The sequence below is a fragment of the Nocardiopsis sp. YSL2 genome (assembly GCF_030555055.1).
In the GTDB taxonomy this organism is placed as follows: Bacteria; Actinomycetota; Actinomycetes; order Streptosporangiales; family Streptosporangiaceae; genus Nocardiopsis.
Map to the genome: position 1 here is coordinate 2242207 of NZ_JAMOAO010000001.1, position 17219 is coordinate 2259425.

At 70.9% G+C, this 17219-nt stretch carries 11 protein-coding genes; 5 read left to right on the forward strand and 6 right to left on the reverse strand.

Annotated features, from left to right (window positions below; translation table 11 throughout):
* The first annotated feature begins 124 nt into the window (after positions 1-124).
* Together M1P99_RS09675 and M1P99_RS09680 are read left to right on the forward strand one after the other, a co-directional pair.
* Positions 125-2302 (forward strand): WD40 repeat domain-containing serine/threonine protein kinase, encoded by a 2178-nt coding sequence (locus M1P99_RS09675; RefSeq protein ID WP_304452322.1) that lies wholly within the window; start codon positions 125-127, stop codon positions 2300-2302.
* A gap of 248 nt (positions 2303-2550) precedes the next feature.
* The gene (locus M1P99_RS09680) at positions 2551-3063 is read left to right on the forward strand and encodes a GerW family sporulation protein (RefSeq protein ID WP_304452323.1); all 513 of its coding nucleotides are present in this window, start codon (positions 2551-2553) and stop codon (positions 3061-3063) included.
* On the opposite strand, the gene M1P99_RS09685 is transcribed toward M1P99_RS09680, so the two are convergent.
* The 3 genes from M1P99_RS09685 to M1P99_RS09695 all read right to left on the reverse strand — a co-directional run bounded on the left by M1P99_RS09685 (position 3044) and on the right by M1P99_RS09695 (position 5690).
* On the reverse strand, positions 3044-3739 hold the full coding sequence (locus M1P99_RS09685; protein ID WP_304452324.1) for a DUF2306 domain-containing protein: 696 nt from the start codon (positions 3737-3739) through the stop codon (positions 3044-3046). The two genes, M1P99_RS09680 and M1P99_RS09685, sit on opposite strands and share 20 nt — an antisense overlap.
* A 137-nt stretch (positions 3740-3876) precedes the next feature.
* Positions 3877-4557, reverse strand: a complete 681-nt coding sequence (locus tag M1P99_RS09690) for a response regulator transcription factor (RefSeq protein WP_304452325.1) — start codon at positions 4555-4557, stop codon at positions 3877-3879.
* Positions 4554-5690: a sensor histidine kinase gene (locus M1P99_RS09695; protein WP_304452326.1), complete on the reverse strand. Its 1137-nt coding sequence runs from the start codon at positions 5688-5690 to the stop codon at positions 4554-4556. The genes M1P99_RS09690 and M1P99_RS09695 overlap by 4 nt, the downstream gene beginning before the upstream one ends.
* Before the next feature lie 231 nt (positions 5691-5921).
* Between M1P99_RS09695 and M1P99_RS09700 the strand changes: the two genes are divergently transcribed.
* The gene (locus M1P99_RS09700; RefSeq protein WP_304452327.1) at positions 5922-6089 is read left to right on the forward strand and encodes a hypothetical protein; all 168 of its coding nucleotides are present in this window, start codon (positions 5922-5924) and stop codon (positions 6087-6089) included.
* Between the two features lie 22 nt (positions 6090-6111).
* Here M1P99_RS09700 and eccD read toward each other — a convergent pair whose 3' ends face one another.
* Positions 6112-7452, reverse strand: coding sequence for a type VII secretion integral membrane protein EccD (gene eccD, locus M1P99_RS09705; protein ID WP_304452328.1), 1341 nt, complete (start codon positions 7450-7452; stop codon positions 6112-6114).
* 432 nt (positions 7453-7884) lie between these two features.
* On the opposite strand from eccD, the gene eccCa reads away from it, so the two are divergent.
* Together eccCa and M1P99_RS09715 are read left to right on the forward strand one after the other, a co-directional pair.
* Positions 7885-11799, forward strand: a complete 3915-nt coding sequence (gene eccCa / locus M1P99_RS09710; protein ID WP_304455645.1) for a type VII secretion protein EccCa — start codon at positions 7885-7887, stop codon at positions 11797-11799.
* A 177-nt stretch (positions 11800-11976) separates the two neighbouring features.
* Complete coding sequence (locus M1P99_RS09715; RefSeq protein WP_304452329.1) at positions 11977-13128, forward strand: hypothetical protein; 1152 nt, start codon at positions 11977-11979, stop codon at positions 13126-13128.
* A 124-nt stretch (positions 13129-13252) separates the two neighbouring features.
* Here M1P99_RS09715 and M1P99_RS09720 read toward each other — a convergent pair whose 3' ends face one another.
* Together M1P99_RS09720 and M1P99_RS09725 are read right to left on the reverse strand one after the other, a co-directional pair.
* A complete protein-coding gene (locus tag M1P99_RS09720) occupies positions 13253-14557 on the reverse strand; it encodes a hypothetical protein (RefSeq protein ID WP_304452330.1) in 1305 nt (434 codons plus the stop codon).
* Between the two features lie 213 nt (positions 14558-14770).
* Positions 14771-17197 carry a hypothetical protein gene (locus M1P99_RS09725; protein WP_304452331.1) on the reverse strand — a complete coding sequence of 809 codons (2427 nt, stop codon included), beginning with the start codon at positions 17195-17197 and terminating at the stop codon, positions 14771-14773.
* Positions 17198-17219 lie beyond the last annotated feature (22 nt).

A 17219-nucleotide genomic window follows, 5' to 3' on the forward strand; every position in this document is an offset into this window, starting at 1 on the left:
AGAACATCCGAAATCGTTCCCCAAGGGCGACCTTGAGGGGTTACGGTGATTTTTCGGATGCCCCGGCACTCCCTGCTCGTCGATGGGCTCCGTGTCCTCATCCATCCCTGGCCGCAGAGGACCCATGCGCCCCTTGACTCCGGACGACCCCACACACCTCGGCGGGTATCGGCTCACGGCCCACCTGGGTTCCGGTGCCCTGGGACCCGTCTTCGCCGGAGTGCGCGAGGACGGCCGCGCCGCCGCGGTACGGGCCGTCCGGGCCGAGGACGCGGCCGACCCCGCCTTCCACTCCCTTCTGGACCGCGAGGCGGAGCTCATCGGGCGGATCCGGAACCGCTTCGTCGTCCCCCTGCTCGGCCACGACCTGTCCGCCGCACAGCCCTGGACGGCGACCGCGTACGTCTGCGGCCCCTCCCTGCTCGACCTCGTGGACCGGACCGGACCGCTGCCCGCCACGGCGCTCGCCCACATCGCGCGCGGACTGGCCGAGGCGCTGGCGCACGTCCACGCCGCGGGAACGATCCACCTCGGCCTCACGCCCGCGCACGTGCTCGTCGACGCGGCCGGACCGAGGCTGGTCGACGTCGGCCTCCGGCGGGCGGCCGACGGCGCCCGGATCACCTCCCCCGGCGACTCGGTGTACTGGTCACCGGAACACCTGCCCGGCGACCGGGCCGCCCCCGCCGACGACCTCTACTCCCTGGGCGCGGTGCTGGCGTTCGCCGCGACCGGCCGGGCGCCGTCCGGCAACGGCCCCGCCGCCATGGTCGACGCACTGCGCGAAGGCTGGGCCGGGACCGCCTCGCCCCTCCCCGACGCCGTGGCCGCCTGTCTGGACGTGCGCCCGGAGCACCGCCCCTCGGCGGCGGACCTGCTGAGGGCCCTCGGCGGCCCGCTCCCGGCGGACCCGGTCCCGTGGCTGCCGTCCGGCGCCCGCGCCCTGGTCACACGGTTCGGAGAGGACTCCGCCACAGCGCTGCGGACCGCCCGTGCCGCCCGGCCCGGGCCGCGCGGGCGCGGACCGGACGCCGACCGCGCCGCGGGTCCGTGCGAGGCCGCCCCCTTCCTCGCGCGACCCCAGGCCCGGTCCGAGACCCGCCACGAGGGCCCCGCCGCCTCCGGGCCCCGGCCGCGCCCCGGAGACGGCCGGGAGGCCGCGGCCGGGACCGCGACCGGCTCCCCCGCGGCGACCCGGGCCTCCCGGGCGGCCCGGCGGCGACGGGTCGCCGTACGGATCGCGGCCGCCGCGGGGGCCGCGGTCCTGTTCGTGACCACGGGCCTGGCCGTGTCGGCCACCCTGTCCTCCGACGACGTCCTGCCCACGGACCTCCAGGCACCCGACTGCTCCTCTCCCCGCGGCATCGACCCCGGGCTCATCCCCGAGGAGGAGCCCCGGACCCGCTTCAGCCCCGACCTCCCCTTCCGCCTCTCCTTCTCCCCCAACGGCTCGGTCCTGGCCGTCTCCCAGGTCGGCGGCGTCGACCTCTGGGACTGGGACAGCTCCAGCCCGCTCGCGGCGATCCCCGCCGACGGTCTCGTCCCGCCCGGTCCCGTCGCGTTCAGCCCCAACGGCTGCGTCCTCGTCCACGGCGGCCCCGACGGAGCCGCCGTGACCGACCTGCCCACCGGTGAAGGGACGCACGTGGGCGGTGGGACCGTGCACTCCGTCGCGTTCAGCCCCGACGGCGCCACCCTGGCCGTCGGTGTGGAGGGCGACCCGAACAACCGTCTCCTCCACCTGCTCGACCCCGACACCGGGGAGACCGTGTCCGAGCTGGCCGGTTCGGCACGGCTCGGCGCGCTGCGCTACTCCGCCGACGGCGGCACCCTGGTCGGCAGCGAGGACAACGCCGGGTTCGCCGTCTGGCGGCTGGACCGCCCCGACGACGTGTCCCTGATCGGGGACGGCTCCGGCAGCGAGGCGTTCGCCGTCCTGCCCGACGGCTCGGGCATCCTGCTCGTCCAGTCCGACCGTGTGGTCCTGGTCGACCCCGAGACCGGCGACGTCGAGCGCGAGTTCGCGCCCCCGCCCGGAGACGGCGTCCTGGTGGACGTGGCCTACAGCCGCACGACCGGCCGGGTGCTGGCCGCCCGCCTGAACGCCGCGATGGGCGCCGAGTCCGTGGTCGCGTGGGACCTGCGGACCGCCGAGCGGGTCCGTCTCCCGGAAGAGCCGCCCGCCGTGTTCCCGATGACGCTCTCCCCCTCCGGCAACCACCTGGCCGGGCTCCGCGCGGGCACCCACGACATCGCCGTCTACGACATGGACTTCTCCCTGGTCGGCGTCCTGTCGCAGTGACCGTGCCACGGTGCGCCGGTCGGCCGGTTCGGACCACGCTCTGGGGCGCTCGTCCACCGGCGGCTCCATGCGGCGGGGACGGTTCCACCCCGCTCCGCCCGCGGCCACGGGTCCACCCTCAGTAGGGAACGCGTAGCGGCGGCCCGCCGGACGCGGCCGGTTGTGGCCGGGCGCGGTCGCCGCCGGACGCCGGGCCCGGCCGATAGCGTGAGACCTCCCAGCCACGTCTGACGAGGAGACCCGGGACCATGCTGAACTCCGTCACCCGACACGTCGGCGGGACGGGCGAGCCCGACCGCGCCCTCCGCAGCCCCGCGCTGGCCGCCCTCACCCGCCTGATCGAGACCGCGGGGGCGTCGGCCGGTTCCGCGTCCGCCTTCGGCGCTCCCGTCCGGTCCGGCGAGACCACGGTCATCCCCGTGGCGCGGGTCAGCCTGCTGACCAGCATGGGCGGGGGATCGAGCCGCGTACCGATCGGCGACGGGGCCGGCGGCCTGGGGCTGTCACGCGTCCGCCCCTCCGGGTACATCGTCCTCGACGGCTCCGGGGCGTCCTTCCGCCCCATCCGCCAGCCCGCGGCGATGCTCGCGATCCCCCTCGCCGCGATCGCGGCCGTCGCGGTGACCCGGATCGTGGGCGTGTCGGTGCGGGAGGCGCGCCGCCGCCGGAAGTTCGCGGCCCGCCAGGCCGCCGCCACCGCCGCCGTGACCGCCGTCGCGCCCGACGCCGCCCCCGAGCCCGCTACCGGGCCTGCGGAGTAGCGCCGGGCTGCGTCCCGGCCGCCGCCGCGGGCGCGCGCCGGGCGGGGCGCCGACCGGGACGCCGCCGGATGATCCACTCGGCCACGGCGATGTTGACGACCCAGCCCGCGCCCATGGCCAGCGCCCGGGCCGGCTCCGTGACCTCCGCTCCCGACAGCAGCAGCGGCAGGTGCGTGAACACCTGGGTGCCCGCGCCCTGCCCGATGGCGTAGCCGCGGATCACCCAGGCGCGGTGCCGGGGGATGTTCCGGCGGCGCACCTCGACGCAGGCGAGGACCAGGGCCACGGCCATGGCCGTGCCGAACAGGATCCTCTGCGCGAACACGACGACGCCGTCGGGCGCGGGGACGTCGTAGGCGAACGCCATCCACACACCGGTGAGCGCCGCGACGATCCCGGCCGGGAGCAGGACCCGGCCCGAGGCGCGGTGCCATCCGAGGCGGCGGCGGCGCAGACCGGGCGAGAACTGGAAGGCGCCCAGGAGGCAGAACACGGTGGCGCTCACGATGTGCAGCACCAGGGGGACGGGATCGGTGAGGAACCGGGTGTTCTCGGGCGTGGGCGTCGCGCCGCCCGCGATATCGCCGAGGCGGACGGTACCGGCGATCGCCGGAACCGCGCTGAGCAGGATCAACGAGACCGGCACGAGCCAGTCCGCCCTGGAGGAGGACGTCACGGAAGGGCCCCTTCGTCGCTTCGACCGGCCGCGCCGCGGCCGCTGGGGGCGGGGACACCGTGTCGTGCTCCCGCCGTCGTCTCCGATCGTGGCGGTGGGGAGGGGGCCGGTTCATCGCCCATCGGGCCCGAGCCGGATCAGCCGAAAGTACGCCCGTTCCCGTGCCCGGCCCGGACCCGGCGGGTCTCGTAGGCCCACATCGCGATCTCGACGCGGTTGCGGGCACCGAGCTTGGCCATGAGGCTGGCGATGTGCGTCTTGACCGTGCTCAGCGTGATGTGGAGTCCGTCGGAGATCTCGCGGTTGGTCCGGCCCCGGGCCACGGCTGCCAGGACCTGCTCCTCGCGGGCCGTGAGCGGCTCGACCGGCTGCACGGGCGCGGACGGCGCCGCGTCGGCGAACGCCCCCAGCAGGCGCACGGTGACGCTCGGGGCGATGAGCGCGTCGCCGTCGGCGGCGGCGCGGACGGCCTGCGCGAGCAGCGCCGGGCCCGCGTCCTTGAGCAGGAACCCGCGGGCTCCCGCTCCCAGCGCCGCGTACACGTAGTCGTCGAGGTCGAAGACGGTGATGACGACGACCGCCGTCGGATCCGCCACATCGGGGCCCGCCAGTGCCCGGGTGGCCTCGATGCCGTCCAGCACGGGCATGCGGATGTCGAACAGGCACACGTCGGGGCGCAGGCGCCGCGCGAGCTCCACCGCCCGTCGCCCGTCCGCGGCCTGCCCGACGACCTCGATGCCCGGCTGGGCGTCGAGGATCATCGTCAGTCCGGTGCGGACGATCTCCTGGTCGTCGGCCACGACCACCCGGACGGTCACTCCCCCGCCCCGTTCCTGGGCAGCACGGCCCGCACGCTCCAGCCCCGCCCGGGGTCCGGGGCGGCCGTGCACGTGCCGCCGAGCAGGTCGGCGCGTTCGGCCATGCCGATCAGCCCGTACCCCGGAGCCGCCGGACGCAGCGGCCCCGCGTCGCCGTCGTCGCGCACGCACAGGCGCACCGACGCCTCGTCGGCCTCCACACGCACGTCGATCCGGGTCGCGTCGCGGGCGTGCCGCCGGGCGTTGGTGACCGCCTCCTGGGCGAGCCGGTACACCGCCGTCCCGACCGACGGGGACAGGCCTTCGACGTCGCCGACGACCGCCACGTCCACCGCCGGACCGGAAGCTCCGGCACCGGCGAGCGCCGCCAGGTCACCGATCCCGGGGCTGGGCTCCAGGTCCGCCGGGCGGCCCCGGCGCAGCACCCGGACCATGGCGCGCATCTCGGCGAGGGCGCGCGAGGCCTCGGACTCGACCACCGCGAGCGCCTCCACCGCCGCTCCCGGACGCGACTCCGCCACGGCCAGGCCCGCCTGGGCCCGGATCGCCACCGCGGAGACGTGGTGGGCCACCGTGTCGTGCAGGTCGCGGGCCACGCTCTCGCGCTCCAGCATCCTGGCCTGTTCGAGCTCCCTGGCCCGCGATCCGGCCCGGTACCGCAGCGCCGTCCCCAGCGCCCCGGCCGCGCACACCACGGCCAGGCCGGGGAGCACGTCCGCGGCGGCGGTGTACCCCAGCACGCCCCACAGGACGGTCCTGGCCACGGCCATCAGGGCCCCGGCCACGATCTCCCGCCCGGAGCCCCAGCGGAACAGGGCGTAGACCAGCAGCAGCAGGTACGCGATCGTGTACGTCTCCGTGGCCTCGCCGCCCGTGGCCAGGGGAACCAGGGACGACACGGCGAACGCGGCCGCGAACACGAGCAGCGGGTGGGATCGGCGCCACAGCAGCAGGGGCGCGAGTCCGGCGGTGACCGCCACCCCGAGCCCCCGCCAGGGCATGTCGGGCCGCAGCACCCCTTCGAGCAGGGCGACCGCGACGAGCACCACCACGAGCGCCCGGTCCCACCATCCGTGTGACGGCGGACGGGACGGGCGCGGCTCGTCCCACACCGATCGAAGGAGGTCGTGCACCTCCTCAGCCTACGAGGACGCGCCCCGCACCGGATCAGCCCAAAGTACGAGAGCGCGACCAGGTCCGGCCACCCGTCAACCGGGACCCGGACGGCGCCCCCGCCGCCGTCAAGGTCGTGCGCGCCGCCCCCGAGCTCCGTCTCGGGCCGCACCTTCACACCGGACGGGTCACAGCTGCCGTCCGAGGACCGCATCGGTGGACTGGCCGCGGACGGCGGTCGGATCTGGGACGTGGCCACCGGCGAGGAACTCACGACCGGGGAGACCCTGTTGTACGCAGGAGTCACCATTCACCCGGACGGCGAGACCATCGTGAGCGCCGAAACGGATCCGCACGAGGGTTCGACCCTGCTGTTCCCCTCCCCCGAGACCCTGCGCATCACCCATGAGATCTCGTGACCGGGCGTTCGACCGCCACAGGTCAGGTCGCGCCGGTCATCCGGGCGACGAAGTCGAACAGGCCCATGCCCCAGGCGAAGACCGCGCACATGGCGATGATGACGACGACCTCGGTCCAGTTCAGCACCCGCCGCAGGGACGCGCGGGGCACGTCCGCCAGGCGCACCCAGCTCAGGATCCCGGTCACCATGGCCGCGAGCAGCACCGCCACCGGCAGCCACGGCGCCAGGAACGCGTACTCGCCGATGACCGCGACACCCGCGGCACCCAGCCCGAACACCCCCGCCAGGCGCAGCGGAAGCACGTGCCGGATGCGGTCGAAGAGGCGCGAGCGCAGCACCAGGAGGACGGCGAGCAGGCCGCACAGGATCAGGTCGGGAAGCCCTCGGGCCATGAACGCGAGCGCGGCGGTCACCGCTCCGCCGCTCACCGCCACACCCATGACGATGCCCAGCAGCAACCGGTCGCTGTTGGCGTAGGTGTCCTCGAACCTGTCCGTGGAGACCTGCCCGGAACGGCCGACCTCGTAGTCCAGTCCGGACAGCCCGCCCATCACCATCGCCACGCGGGGAAGCGCCCCGACGCACAGTGTCAGCACGATCCCCATGGCCCGGACCCCCTGGGTCGGATCCACGAAGAGCCCGACCGCCACCAGCACACCCGCGGCCACGGCGACCACGCCGAGACCGGCGATGTAGGCCAGCCCCGTCTCGTGCATGGCCCAGCCGATGACGGCCACCAGCAGCGCCCCGGACATCGCGAACGCGGCGACCACGAGCGGGGTCGAACTCGTCACCAGGCCGGCGGCGATCACCGCCGTCAGCCCGCCCCAGACACAGGCCGTCGCGAACAGGATGTGGGCGACCACGGGCAGGGGCCTGCGCGCGGCGAGCAGCATGACCGCGACGGTGAACATGGTGCCCACCGCGGCCACGCCCAGGTGGCCCACGGACGGGCTGATCCGCATCATCAGCATGAGCGTGAGAAGGGGGCCGATTCCGGCCACCAGAAGTCCGAAGGAGAGCGTTGTGGTGTGGTTCCAGGTCCACGCCGACTCGTCGACCCGGTCCTCCACCGCGCCGCGGACGTCGTCCACGAACTCGGGGCGGCTCGGGGCGGAACGGCGATTCAGGAGCAGGACGTCGCCGTCGAACACCCCCGCGCTCTCCAGTGGCGCCTCCGGGTGGACGGGACCGCCGTCCACGGTACTGAGTGTCCAGGCCGCCGGCTCGCTGCTCGCCTCCTCCGGAGCGCAGACCTCGATGATGCGGGGCATCAGGGCCGCCACAGGCACGGTGCCCGGCAGGGCCAGATCCGCCCAGCGCTGCGGCCCTGTGACGGTGACCCGGCAGTATCCACTCACGCCAATGGTTCCTTTGTCGTCGTTCGGGGGTTACGACCGCCCCGGCATGCGGTCGCCGAGAATCAGGCGATGCGCCGTGCTCGCGAGGCTATCGCTACCGTAACGAGTCGGGTACTGGCAGCCGTAGGCGAGCGGACGGACGCCGACGGAGGCGCTGTTCGGGATCCTCCGACCGCGGCGCGGCGATTTCCACCCCGAAGGTCGCCTTCGGGGCCGATCACATGTTTCACGGTGGTTGCGAGGCTACCCTTGGTACAGCCCAGCACCCAGACACCAGCCCCCCACCAGGTGGACCGGAAAGAGAGCACCGTGGCGACGAGAGCGGTTCCCCGACCAGCTCGGAGCACACCCCCCTCACCAGGCGACAAGCCCCTGGTGATCGCGACCCCGCCGCAGATGCCGGAGAACGCTCCCGCCGGCAGCTCCGGCGCGATGATCATCATGCCGATCATCACCGGGTCGGGCTCCTTGCTGATGTCCATCACGATGGGGCACCGGCCGCTGATGATGGTGGCCGGAGTGATGATCATGGCCGCGAGTGTGATCGTCGGCATCATCATGTTCGTCGCGCAGCACAACGGCCCCCGCAAGCGCATCCGCGAACAACGGGAGCGCTACGTCGACTACCTCGACCAGTTGCGGGAGATCGTCCGGGAGGTCGCCGCCACCCAGCGCGCCGACAACGCCTTCCGCCATCCGGCCCCGGACCTGCTCACCGAGCCGGCGCGCTCCCGGGCACGCAGGTGGGAGCGCCGGGCCTCAGATCCCGACTTCCTCGACGTACGTGTGGGGTCGGGCATCCGGCCCCTGGCCAGACGGCTCGTGCTCAAAGTGGACACCTCGTCCCCCCTGATCGTCTACGACCCCGTCTGCCAGGGATCGGCCGACCAGCTCATCGAGCTGTACGCGGACGTGCCGGAGATGCCGTTGGTCGTCCCGCTGCGCCGGCACAGCGTGATCTCGATCGTCGGCGACCGCGACGCCGGCCGCGGACTGGTCCGCGCGATGATCGCGCAGTTGGCGGTCTTCCACTCCCCGCATGATCTACGGATCGGTGTGGTCCGGGACCACAAGGTCCGAACGCTGTGGGAGTGGCTCAAGTGGCTGCCCCACAACGGTTTCGAGGACGCCAAGGACGGGCCGATGCCCGCCCGCTTCGTCTCGGGGAACACCGTCCAGGTCGCGGAGCTGCTCGCCGACGAGATCGAGCGGCGCACCGTCGACCTGCAGCGGCGCCGCGGCAAGCCGCCCGGTCCGGGAACACAGCGGCTCGTGGTGGTCCTGGACGGGGAACACCAGTCGACCCTGTCCGGTCTGCACGCCGAACCGCCCGTCCCCGACCTGGCGAGTCTGGGCATCCACGTCATCACGCTGGTCGCGGACCGGCGTGAGGAGCCCGAGTCCGTCAGCCTGCGGCTCCTGGTCCAGGCCGACGGAACGCTCAGTGAGGACACGGAGAACCCGGGCGCCCGCGAGGACGCCTCCCACACCCCCCTGTCCGGTACCGCGGACCGGGCCGGCGTCGCCCATCTGACGATGCTCGCCCGCCTCCTCGCCCCGTACGGCATCTCGGTGACCGATGGCGACGACGCCATGCACGAGACCGTCGGCCTTCCGGAGATCCTGGGAGTGCCCGACGTCGCCGAACTGGACACACGCCGGACCTGGCGCAAGCGCAGTACCGGCGACTACCTGCGGGTGCCCATCGGTGTGGGCCCCAGCGGCAACACGGTGCTGCTGGACCTGAAGGAATCGGCGTTCGGCGGCATGGGACCGCACGGGCTGGTGGTCGGGGCGACCGGCTCCGGCAAGTCCGAGATGCTGCGCACCATGGTGGCGTCCCTGGTGATCAACCACTCCCCTGAGCACCTGGCCCTGCTCCTGGTGGACTTCAAGGGCGGTGCGACCTTCGCCGACACCGACCGGCTCCCGCACAGCGCCGGGCTGATCACCAACCTGGCCGACGACGACTCGTTGGTCATCCGGTTCCGTGAGGCGACCTTCGGCGAGCTGGTCCGGCGCCAGCAGCTCCTCAAGGAGGCGGGCAACCTGCCCAACCTGCACGCCTACGAGGCGGCGCGGGAGAGCGACCCCGGGCTTGAGCCGCTGCCGCACCTGCTCATCATCATCGACGAGTTCTCCGAGCTGCTGACCGCCCACCCGGACTTCGCGGAGCTGTTCGTGGCGATCGGCCGGATCGGCCGGTCCATCGGCGTGCACCTGCTGCTGGCGACCCAGCGCCTGGAGTCGGGCAAGATCAAGGGCCTGGAGTCCCACCTGTCCTACCGGGTGGGCCTGCGCACCTTCTCCGAGGCCGAGAGCCGGGAGGCGATCGGGGTCGGCGACGCCTACCACCTGCCGCCCGAGCCGGGTTCCGGCTACCTCAAGGTGGACACCTCCGTCTTCGAGCGCTTCAAGGCCGCCATGGTCTCGCAGCCCTACGTACCGCCCGCCAAGGAGGAGGAGAAGGAGGAGTACGAACCCGTCCTGCCGCTGCTCTCCTTCAACGGCCTGTCCAAGGTGACGGGTACGGACTCGCTCGTCGAGTCCCTCATGGGGGAGATCAAGAACAAGTCCGAGGAGAAGCAGAAGGCGGAGAAGCGCACCACCCTCCAGGTCACCGTCGACCGGTTGGTGGCCTCCGGGGCCGACCCGGTGCGCCCCGTCTGGCTCCCCCCGCTTCCGGAGAAGCTGACCTTCGACTCCGTCCTGGCCGACCTCGGCGAGGGCGGCGACGCCCTGGAGGGGCAGGGCACGGAGCCCCACCCGGCCGAGGCCAAGGCCGTCTTCGGCCTGACCGACATCCCGCGCGAACAGCGTGTGGTGCCCGCCGAAATGGACTTCACCGGCGGTGAGGGCAACGTCGTCATCCTGGGCGGCCCCCAGTCCGGCAAGTCGACCCTGCTGCGGACGATGATCACGAGCCTGGCGTGGCGGTACCCGCCCGGCCGGGTCGCGGTGTACGCGATCGACTTCGGCGGCGGCGCGCTCCAGGCGATGGACGAGCTCCCGCACGTCGCCGGCGTCGCCGGCCGGGCGGACCCGGAGCGCGTCCAGCGGATCCTCACGGACGTGGCGGGGCACCTGGACCGGCGCCAGCGCGTGTTCCGCAAGCACAAGCTGGACTCCCCGGCGGCGCTGCGCCAGGCCCGCGCGGACGGCAAGGTGCCGTCCAGCGTCGTGGGCGACCTGTTCCTGATGATCGACGGCTGGTCGGCGGTGCGCGACGCCTTCGACGCGGCCGACGACTTCCTCATGGACATCGCGACGCGCGGCCCGTCCCTGGGCGTGCACACGATCCTCACCGGCGCAGCGTCGTCACAGGTCAGATCCAGGTTGCAGGCACTGTTCGGCGGCCGTTTCGAGCTGAGGCTGAGCGACCCGATGGACTCGGGCATCGGGCGCAAGATCGCCGAGGAGATCCCGAAGGACACCCCGGGCCGCGGCCTGTCGTCCAGCGAGAACCACACGCATGTGGCTCTGCCCCGGGTGGACGGCGTCGCCGACGACGAGGACCTCACCAAGGGCATCCACGACCTGATCGCCCGGGTCAAGGAGCGCTGGCCGCAGGAAGCGGTCCAGGGCGTGCGGACCCTCCCGCTCAAGGTGGAGCTCGACGACCTCCTCAAGGGACGCAAAGGCACCAAGGGCAAATCCAGGGAGCTGGTGCTGGGCATGGGCGAGAGTTCGCTCGCGCCGGTCACCACCAACCTGTCGCGGGACCCGCACCTGGTGGTCTTCGGAGACCCGCAGACCGGCAAGTCCACCCTGCTGCGCGGACTGGTCAAGCAGATCGTCCAGCGCCCCGCCAAGGAACTGGGCATCGTCATGGTCGACTTCCGGCGCTCCCACCTGGAGCTGGTGCCGGAGGACCACCTGTTGGCCTACTGCACGACGGCGGAGCAGACCAAGGCGGTCGCGGACAACCTGGCGGGCTCGCTCAAGCAGCGCCTGCCGGGGCCGGACGTGACTCCGAAGCAGCTTCGCGAGCGCAGCTGGTGGCAGGGCCTGGACCTGTACATCGTCGTGGACGACATGGACATGATCGCCTCGCGCACCAACCCGCTCGCACCGCTGGCGCCCTTCATCCCGCAAGGCGCGGACCTGGGCCTGCACGTCATCGCCGCGCGCCGCACGGGCGGAACCGCGCGGGCGATGTTCGAGCCGGTGCTCCAGTCACTGAGCGACATGGCCACGCCGGGCATGCTGTTCTCCGGTGACCGCATGGAGGGCCGACTGGCCAACGGGACGGCCTCCAAACCGCTCCCACAGGGCCGCGCACAGCTGGCCCTGCGGGGCAAGCGCCCGGACCTGGTCCAGGTCGGCTGGAGCCAGCCGCCGGCCTGATCCACCGCGTCTGGCACGGTAGGAGGCAGGGCCCGGGATGCCCTGGACCGGGGTGGGCTGGTACCGCCCAGCGCCTGGGTTCTCGGGGCATCCGCCACCATTCGGCGTGGCCGGCGAACCCCGCGGCCACGTCACTCGTCTCACCACCGTCGCCCCTTCCCCCGAAAGGCAGCCCACATGCGGCGTTTCCTCGCCCTCACCTCGGCCGTGTGCCTGCTGGCCGTCGCCGGATGCACCACCGGCTCGACCGGCTCCGACGGGTCGGCGGAAACGGTCGAGGAACTGACCGAGCAGGGGCTGACCGGTCTGGTCCTGCTGCACCGGGGTTTCGAGGGCGGCGACCCCGAGACCGACCAGGTCCTGGTCTTCCACGACCCGCAGACCGGGCAACCCCTCCACCGGATCGCCCTCCCGGAGGGCGCAGTCGACCCCATGGCCCCGGACCTGCCGGTGCACTACCAGTTCTCCGCGGACTGGCAGTACTTCGTGTACGCCGCCACCGAACCGTCCGCGATCCACATCGCCGCCCTCACCGACCCCGAGGACGCCGAAGGCGCAGTGGCGGGAGAAGGCGAGGACGCGGACGCGGTCTCCTACCAGCCCGTCGACGCGATCCAGGCCTCGCCCGACGAGGTCCTCTCCACGCCGGTGGTCCATGGCGAACGGTTGTGGTTCGTCTCGGACATCACACAGGACGGCCAACCGCCCACGGTGATGTCGGTTCCGTTGGACGCGCCGGGCGGCACCCCCAACCAGGAGGGGACCCTCGCCCTCGGCGAGAACCAGCGCCCCAGCGACTGGGCGCTCACCCCGAACGGCTCACTGCACATCCGCAACAGCGTGCCCACCACTCAGGTGAACGGGGCGGCCGGCGAGAGCCTCGTCGTGCGCCGAACCGACGAGAGCGTCGTCAACGCCACGCTCAACGTCAACGGAACGCAGTGGCAGACCTTCGGCGGCGGAGTGGTGTGGGGCGACGGCACCGCCGTCCTGAGGCCCGACCCCGCCCTCCCAGAGCAGACCGAGACCGGCGCCTACCTGGTGGCGGTGGAGGGACAGAGTCACACCTCGACCAGGCTCCTGGAGACCAGTGACGGCCCAGTGCTGCAGTACGCGCCCTCCCCCGGGCGGGACGCGGTGCTGCTGCAGACAGAGGCGAGCTGGTTCCGCGTCGACCTGGAAGAGGGCGAGGTCACCGAGACCACGGAACTGTTCCCCCGCTTCCACGACGCCTCCATGGACGGCTACCCGCTCGTGGTCCGCTGGGCCCAGGAAGCCCCCGAGGACGCCGACGCCTCCCCCGGCGACGAGGCGTCCGAGGGTTCCTGACAGCTGACCGGAACCGGTCAGATGGCCTTCGAAACTCGCGAGGCACCTGCCCTCTCTGTCGGGGTTTCCCTCTTTCCGGGAGATCACCCTTCACCTGGAATCCCTCACACGATCCGCATGACCGTCACGTGAGGCCGATGATCCGCCTGGAGACCGACTCGCCCCCTTCCTCCTGGCCCTGGTCAAGAACCACCACCGCGCCGGGAACCGCTCGCAGGAACCGGGGCTGCTCGGCGACTCGCTCACTCAGGCGAGTGGCCGCTTCGCCCGCTCCCCGGGCGAGGGCGACATCCAGCGGAATCGACGCGGTCTGCGCACCACCGTCCCGGGAGAACACCCGAACCGCCGCATCCTCCGCCTGTTCCTCGGATCCGGTGTCGCCCGTCCCGGAGACCGCGTAGAGGCCGATCACCGCCTCGGGAGTGGCGATCGAAGCGGACAGGGCGCTCCCACCCTCCTCCACGAGGACCTGCAACTCGTCGACGGGCTCACCGCTCCGGTCGCGGTAGACGTGGGACGGCCCGTCAGCGGTGACATAGCCATCAGCCAGGACGCCGAGCACCCGGCCGTCCGCCCAGAGATCGCTGGCCAGTTCCTCGCCGAACCGAAGATCCAGCAGGACCCCGGAGTCCTCAATGGGCAGCCAGACCGCCACCCCGCCCTCGGGCGAGGGAGCACTGAACGTGGGGTCGTCCTGGCCACGGATGTCACCGAGCTCCCAGGACTTCCTCCAACGCACCTCGCCATTGGCGCTGTCGATCGCGGTCAGGTCGTAGTAGTAGAAGCGGTGGTCCTCATTCGTCGTATAGAACTGGGACGCGAGCACGGTGTCACCCACCACCCGGACCTGGCCCAGGTAAGTCCGGCCGTCCGCGTCCGTCTGGACAGGGCCCGCAAATACCTCCTCGTTCGACCACAGAACCTCGTCGTCGTCCAGTGCCCGGGCCTCGACACGGGCGGGGCCGATCGCGTGGACGAGGCGCGCGTCGTCGGTGAGATGGTGGACGCCCGTGGCGGGCGCGTCGAAATCCGACCCCGGCGGGCCGACGACCGGCTGGCGATCGAATCCCAGCTTTCGTTCCTGCTCGATCTCGTACTCGTTGGTGATCTCACCGGTCACTGCATCGAGGATCACGACCGCCCACATGACGGGTTCATCCTCTTCCCTGGTGTCCTGCTCGTCTCCGTCGGACTCTTCCGTCACCTGCTGGAACGCGAGAGCGAAGAGTTCTCCGTCGGACGTGGCCGAGGCCGACACCACGGTCGCGTCCGGACGTCGGTAGTGCCAGATCTCCTCACCCGTGGCACCGTCAAGTGCGACCACACCGTTGTCGAGCTCGGCGGCCAGTCCGAACGGGAGCGAGTGCACGTCGGTGATACCGCCGCCTTCGTCCTCGGGAAGCTCCCACTCCCAGGTTTCCCCTGTCACAGTGCCCGGGACCTCGTACGGGCCGGGAGAGCCGTCTGCCGTCCGGTGGTCCGGGCGGACGCCCGCCCAGAGCACGACGGCACCTGTCCCCGCGACAAGGGCGAGGACAATGCCCACAGCACCGAGGATCCACATCGTGCGACGACGTCTGCCCCTCGGGTTCGGGGGTTCTTCATGCTCGGTGGCGGAGGTGGGCGACATCAGAAAAGATCCTTAGTTCGTGGCGTACCTGGTGAACTCATCAACGTATTCGTTGACATAGGTCCGGGGCGTGTCAAAGGCCTCACCACGCTCATCGATGGTGTCGGAGACATCGGGCCGCTGCTCAGGGGGCCTGTCGTCCGGCCATTCCCGGTTTCTGACGTTGTTCCAGGAGTCGGTGAGGGGGTCTTCGCTGGGGCTGCGGCCGATTTCCTCTTCGCGCTCCGCACTCTCTTCCACACTGAACTCGAGCCAGTCCTCCCGGTTAAGGCTCACACTGTCGTTGTTGTGGGTCATGCGTGGGTCGATGAGGTCCTCGTATCCCTCACCGCGGCTGGCGAGACCATCGATCGCGTGGATCTGCGCCCGTTCGTACACCCACGTATTCCTCGGCAACGAATCATGATCCCCGTCCGTGTCCGTCAGCTTCAGGTGCTCTTCCTTGAGCAGCTCGCCACCGAGGAATCCGACAGCGGACGAGGCCTGCGGATGGGGATTGTAGGAGTTCACCAGGCCCAGAATGAACTGTTCCCGTTTGTTCTCCTCGTCCACCTGGCCGTTGTGGTTCTGGACGCGGGTTTCGGCCTCATTTGTGACGGCCGTATCCACGATACTCCACAGGTTTCCGGCCTGTGCGGGCGCATCCATGTCCGGGGCACCATTGAAGGCCGACATGTATTCAGCGAGGCTGTCCTCGTTGTAGTCGACCGTGAACTCGAACATCCGTCCCGCTGCTTCCTCAGAGCCAGCGATGAGCTCCGCAAAAGCCTCGCGAGAATCCATACTCAGGGAGACGCTTCCGTCTTCATAACTGTTCGGAAAGTCTTCAATACGTTCCCCAGATTCCGTCCCGTCCAGGCTGGCGAACACGTCGATATGTGATTCAAAGATGTCGGCGAAGCCATCCGCGAGTTGTGGGTTCAGATGGCCGACGGAGACGTCCTTCCAGTCGAACTCCCGCGTCTTCTCCTCACCATTCTTTTCGATGGTAGTCATGCTGTCTTCGACTTCCTGTCCGGTGCTCGACAGCCTCGCCTGCATACTTTCGCTGGTGACGATGTCCATGAGCCCGACCAGTGCTTCCCGTGAACGGTCCGGCTCATCCGGGTGATGGCTGTTCTCCCCGTCGGCGATCCAGTTCGTCAGCTCCGCCGCTGCCCGGCCGTCATCGTTCCACTCAAAGGTGTAGAGGTCGGTGAAGATCTCCTCGGCGTCGCGGCCGTTGGGCTCCTCCGAACCGGTGAGCAGGGCATGGTTGGCGTCCTCGTTGGCCGCGGCGGCACGCAGCAGAGAGGACATGGTGGCGTTGCCCTCGTCGTCTGGGGTGTACGTGATGTCCGTCGTGTACATGTTGTGCTCGCTCGGGAGCGCTCCGGCCACTTCGCTGACGGCGGCCGTCAGCTTCAAGGAGGTCTCGCTACCCAGCTCCATCGGTGTGCCGTTGGGGTGAGTGGCGCCGTCCAGCAGGTACATCAGGCCTGCGGCGTCCTCAATCCATGTGTCGTAGCCCCCGTTCTGCCTCCCCGGCCCTCCGGTGAAGTAGCCGTCGCCTCCCTGCACACCCGCGGCCACGTTGCGGACACTGTCCGGCAGGCGGTCGTGCCCGCCACCCGTGCTCTCGTGGGACAGGGCGACGATGGACAGACCGAGGAAAGCGGCAATCTCGTTCTTCTGCTGGTCCGATGGCTCTCCGCGGAAGCCGTCCGGAAGCTCGAGGAGGATGTCATCGGTTCCGGCCAGGACCGCTTCCAGGAAGTCCAACTCACCCTCGGGCAGCTCATCCCCGCGCTGGGAAGCGTCCGCGGCGCGCGCCGCCAGCGCCACCATGGCCGCGTGGAGCGCGTCGTAGTCGCCGTCGAAATCACCGCTGGCGATCATCTCGCCGAGTTCCTCGCCGCTCTCCTGGTCGTACGGCCAGTACTCGTAGTCACCAGTGATGGCAAAGGCGACGTTCCCGACATGACCGGCCTCGTTGAGTTTGCGCAGGGTGGCCGGGGTAGGTCCGTCCGCCAGCATGTCCGAGCACTCGTCAGCGCGTTCCTCCAGCTCAGAGTAGGCCTGGGTGGCCTGACTGGTGTACATGACCTCCTTCTGCTGGTATTCCGTCATGTTGTCGAGTCCAGTGACCGCGGTGGTGAAGTTGGAACGGATCTCCTCGATCCGCTCCCGGTACCACCGCACGTCACTGATCCACTGGTCGATCACTCCATGGGCACAGACGCACGCCATCAGGGCGTCCTGCCACGCGCTTTCGTTCTCACTGGCGACCGACTGGATATTCGCGCTGATCAGGTCGGTGAAGCTGGTCGCGGTGTTGGTGACGATGTCGTTGTACTCCACCGTGTCACCGCGGAGGTGTGTGTAGATCCGGTCCAGTTCCATGCGTGCGGAGATAAGCCCACCGAGGTCAGCATCATCTTCGGTGTAGGAAAAAGTCATCGTTGCTTGTCCTGGTGCATCG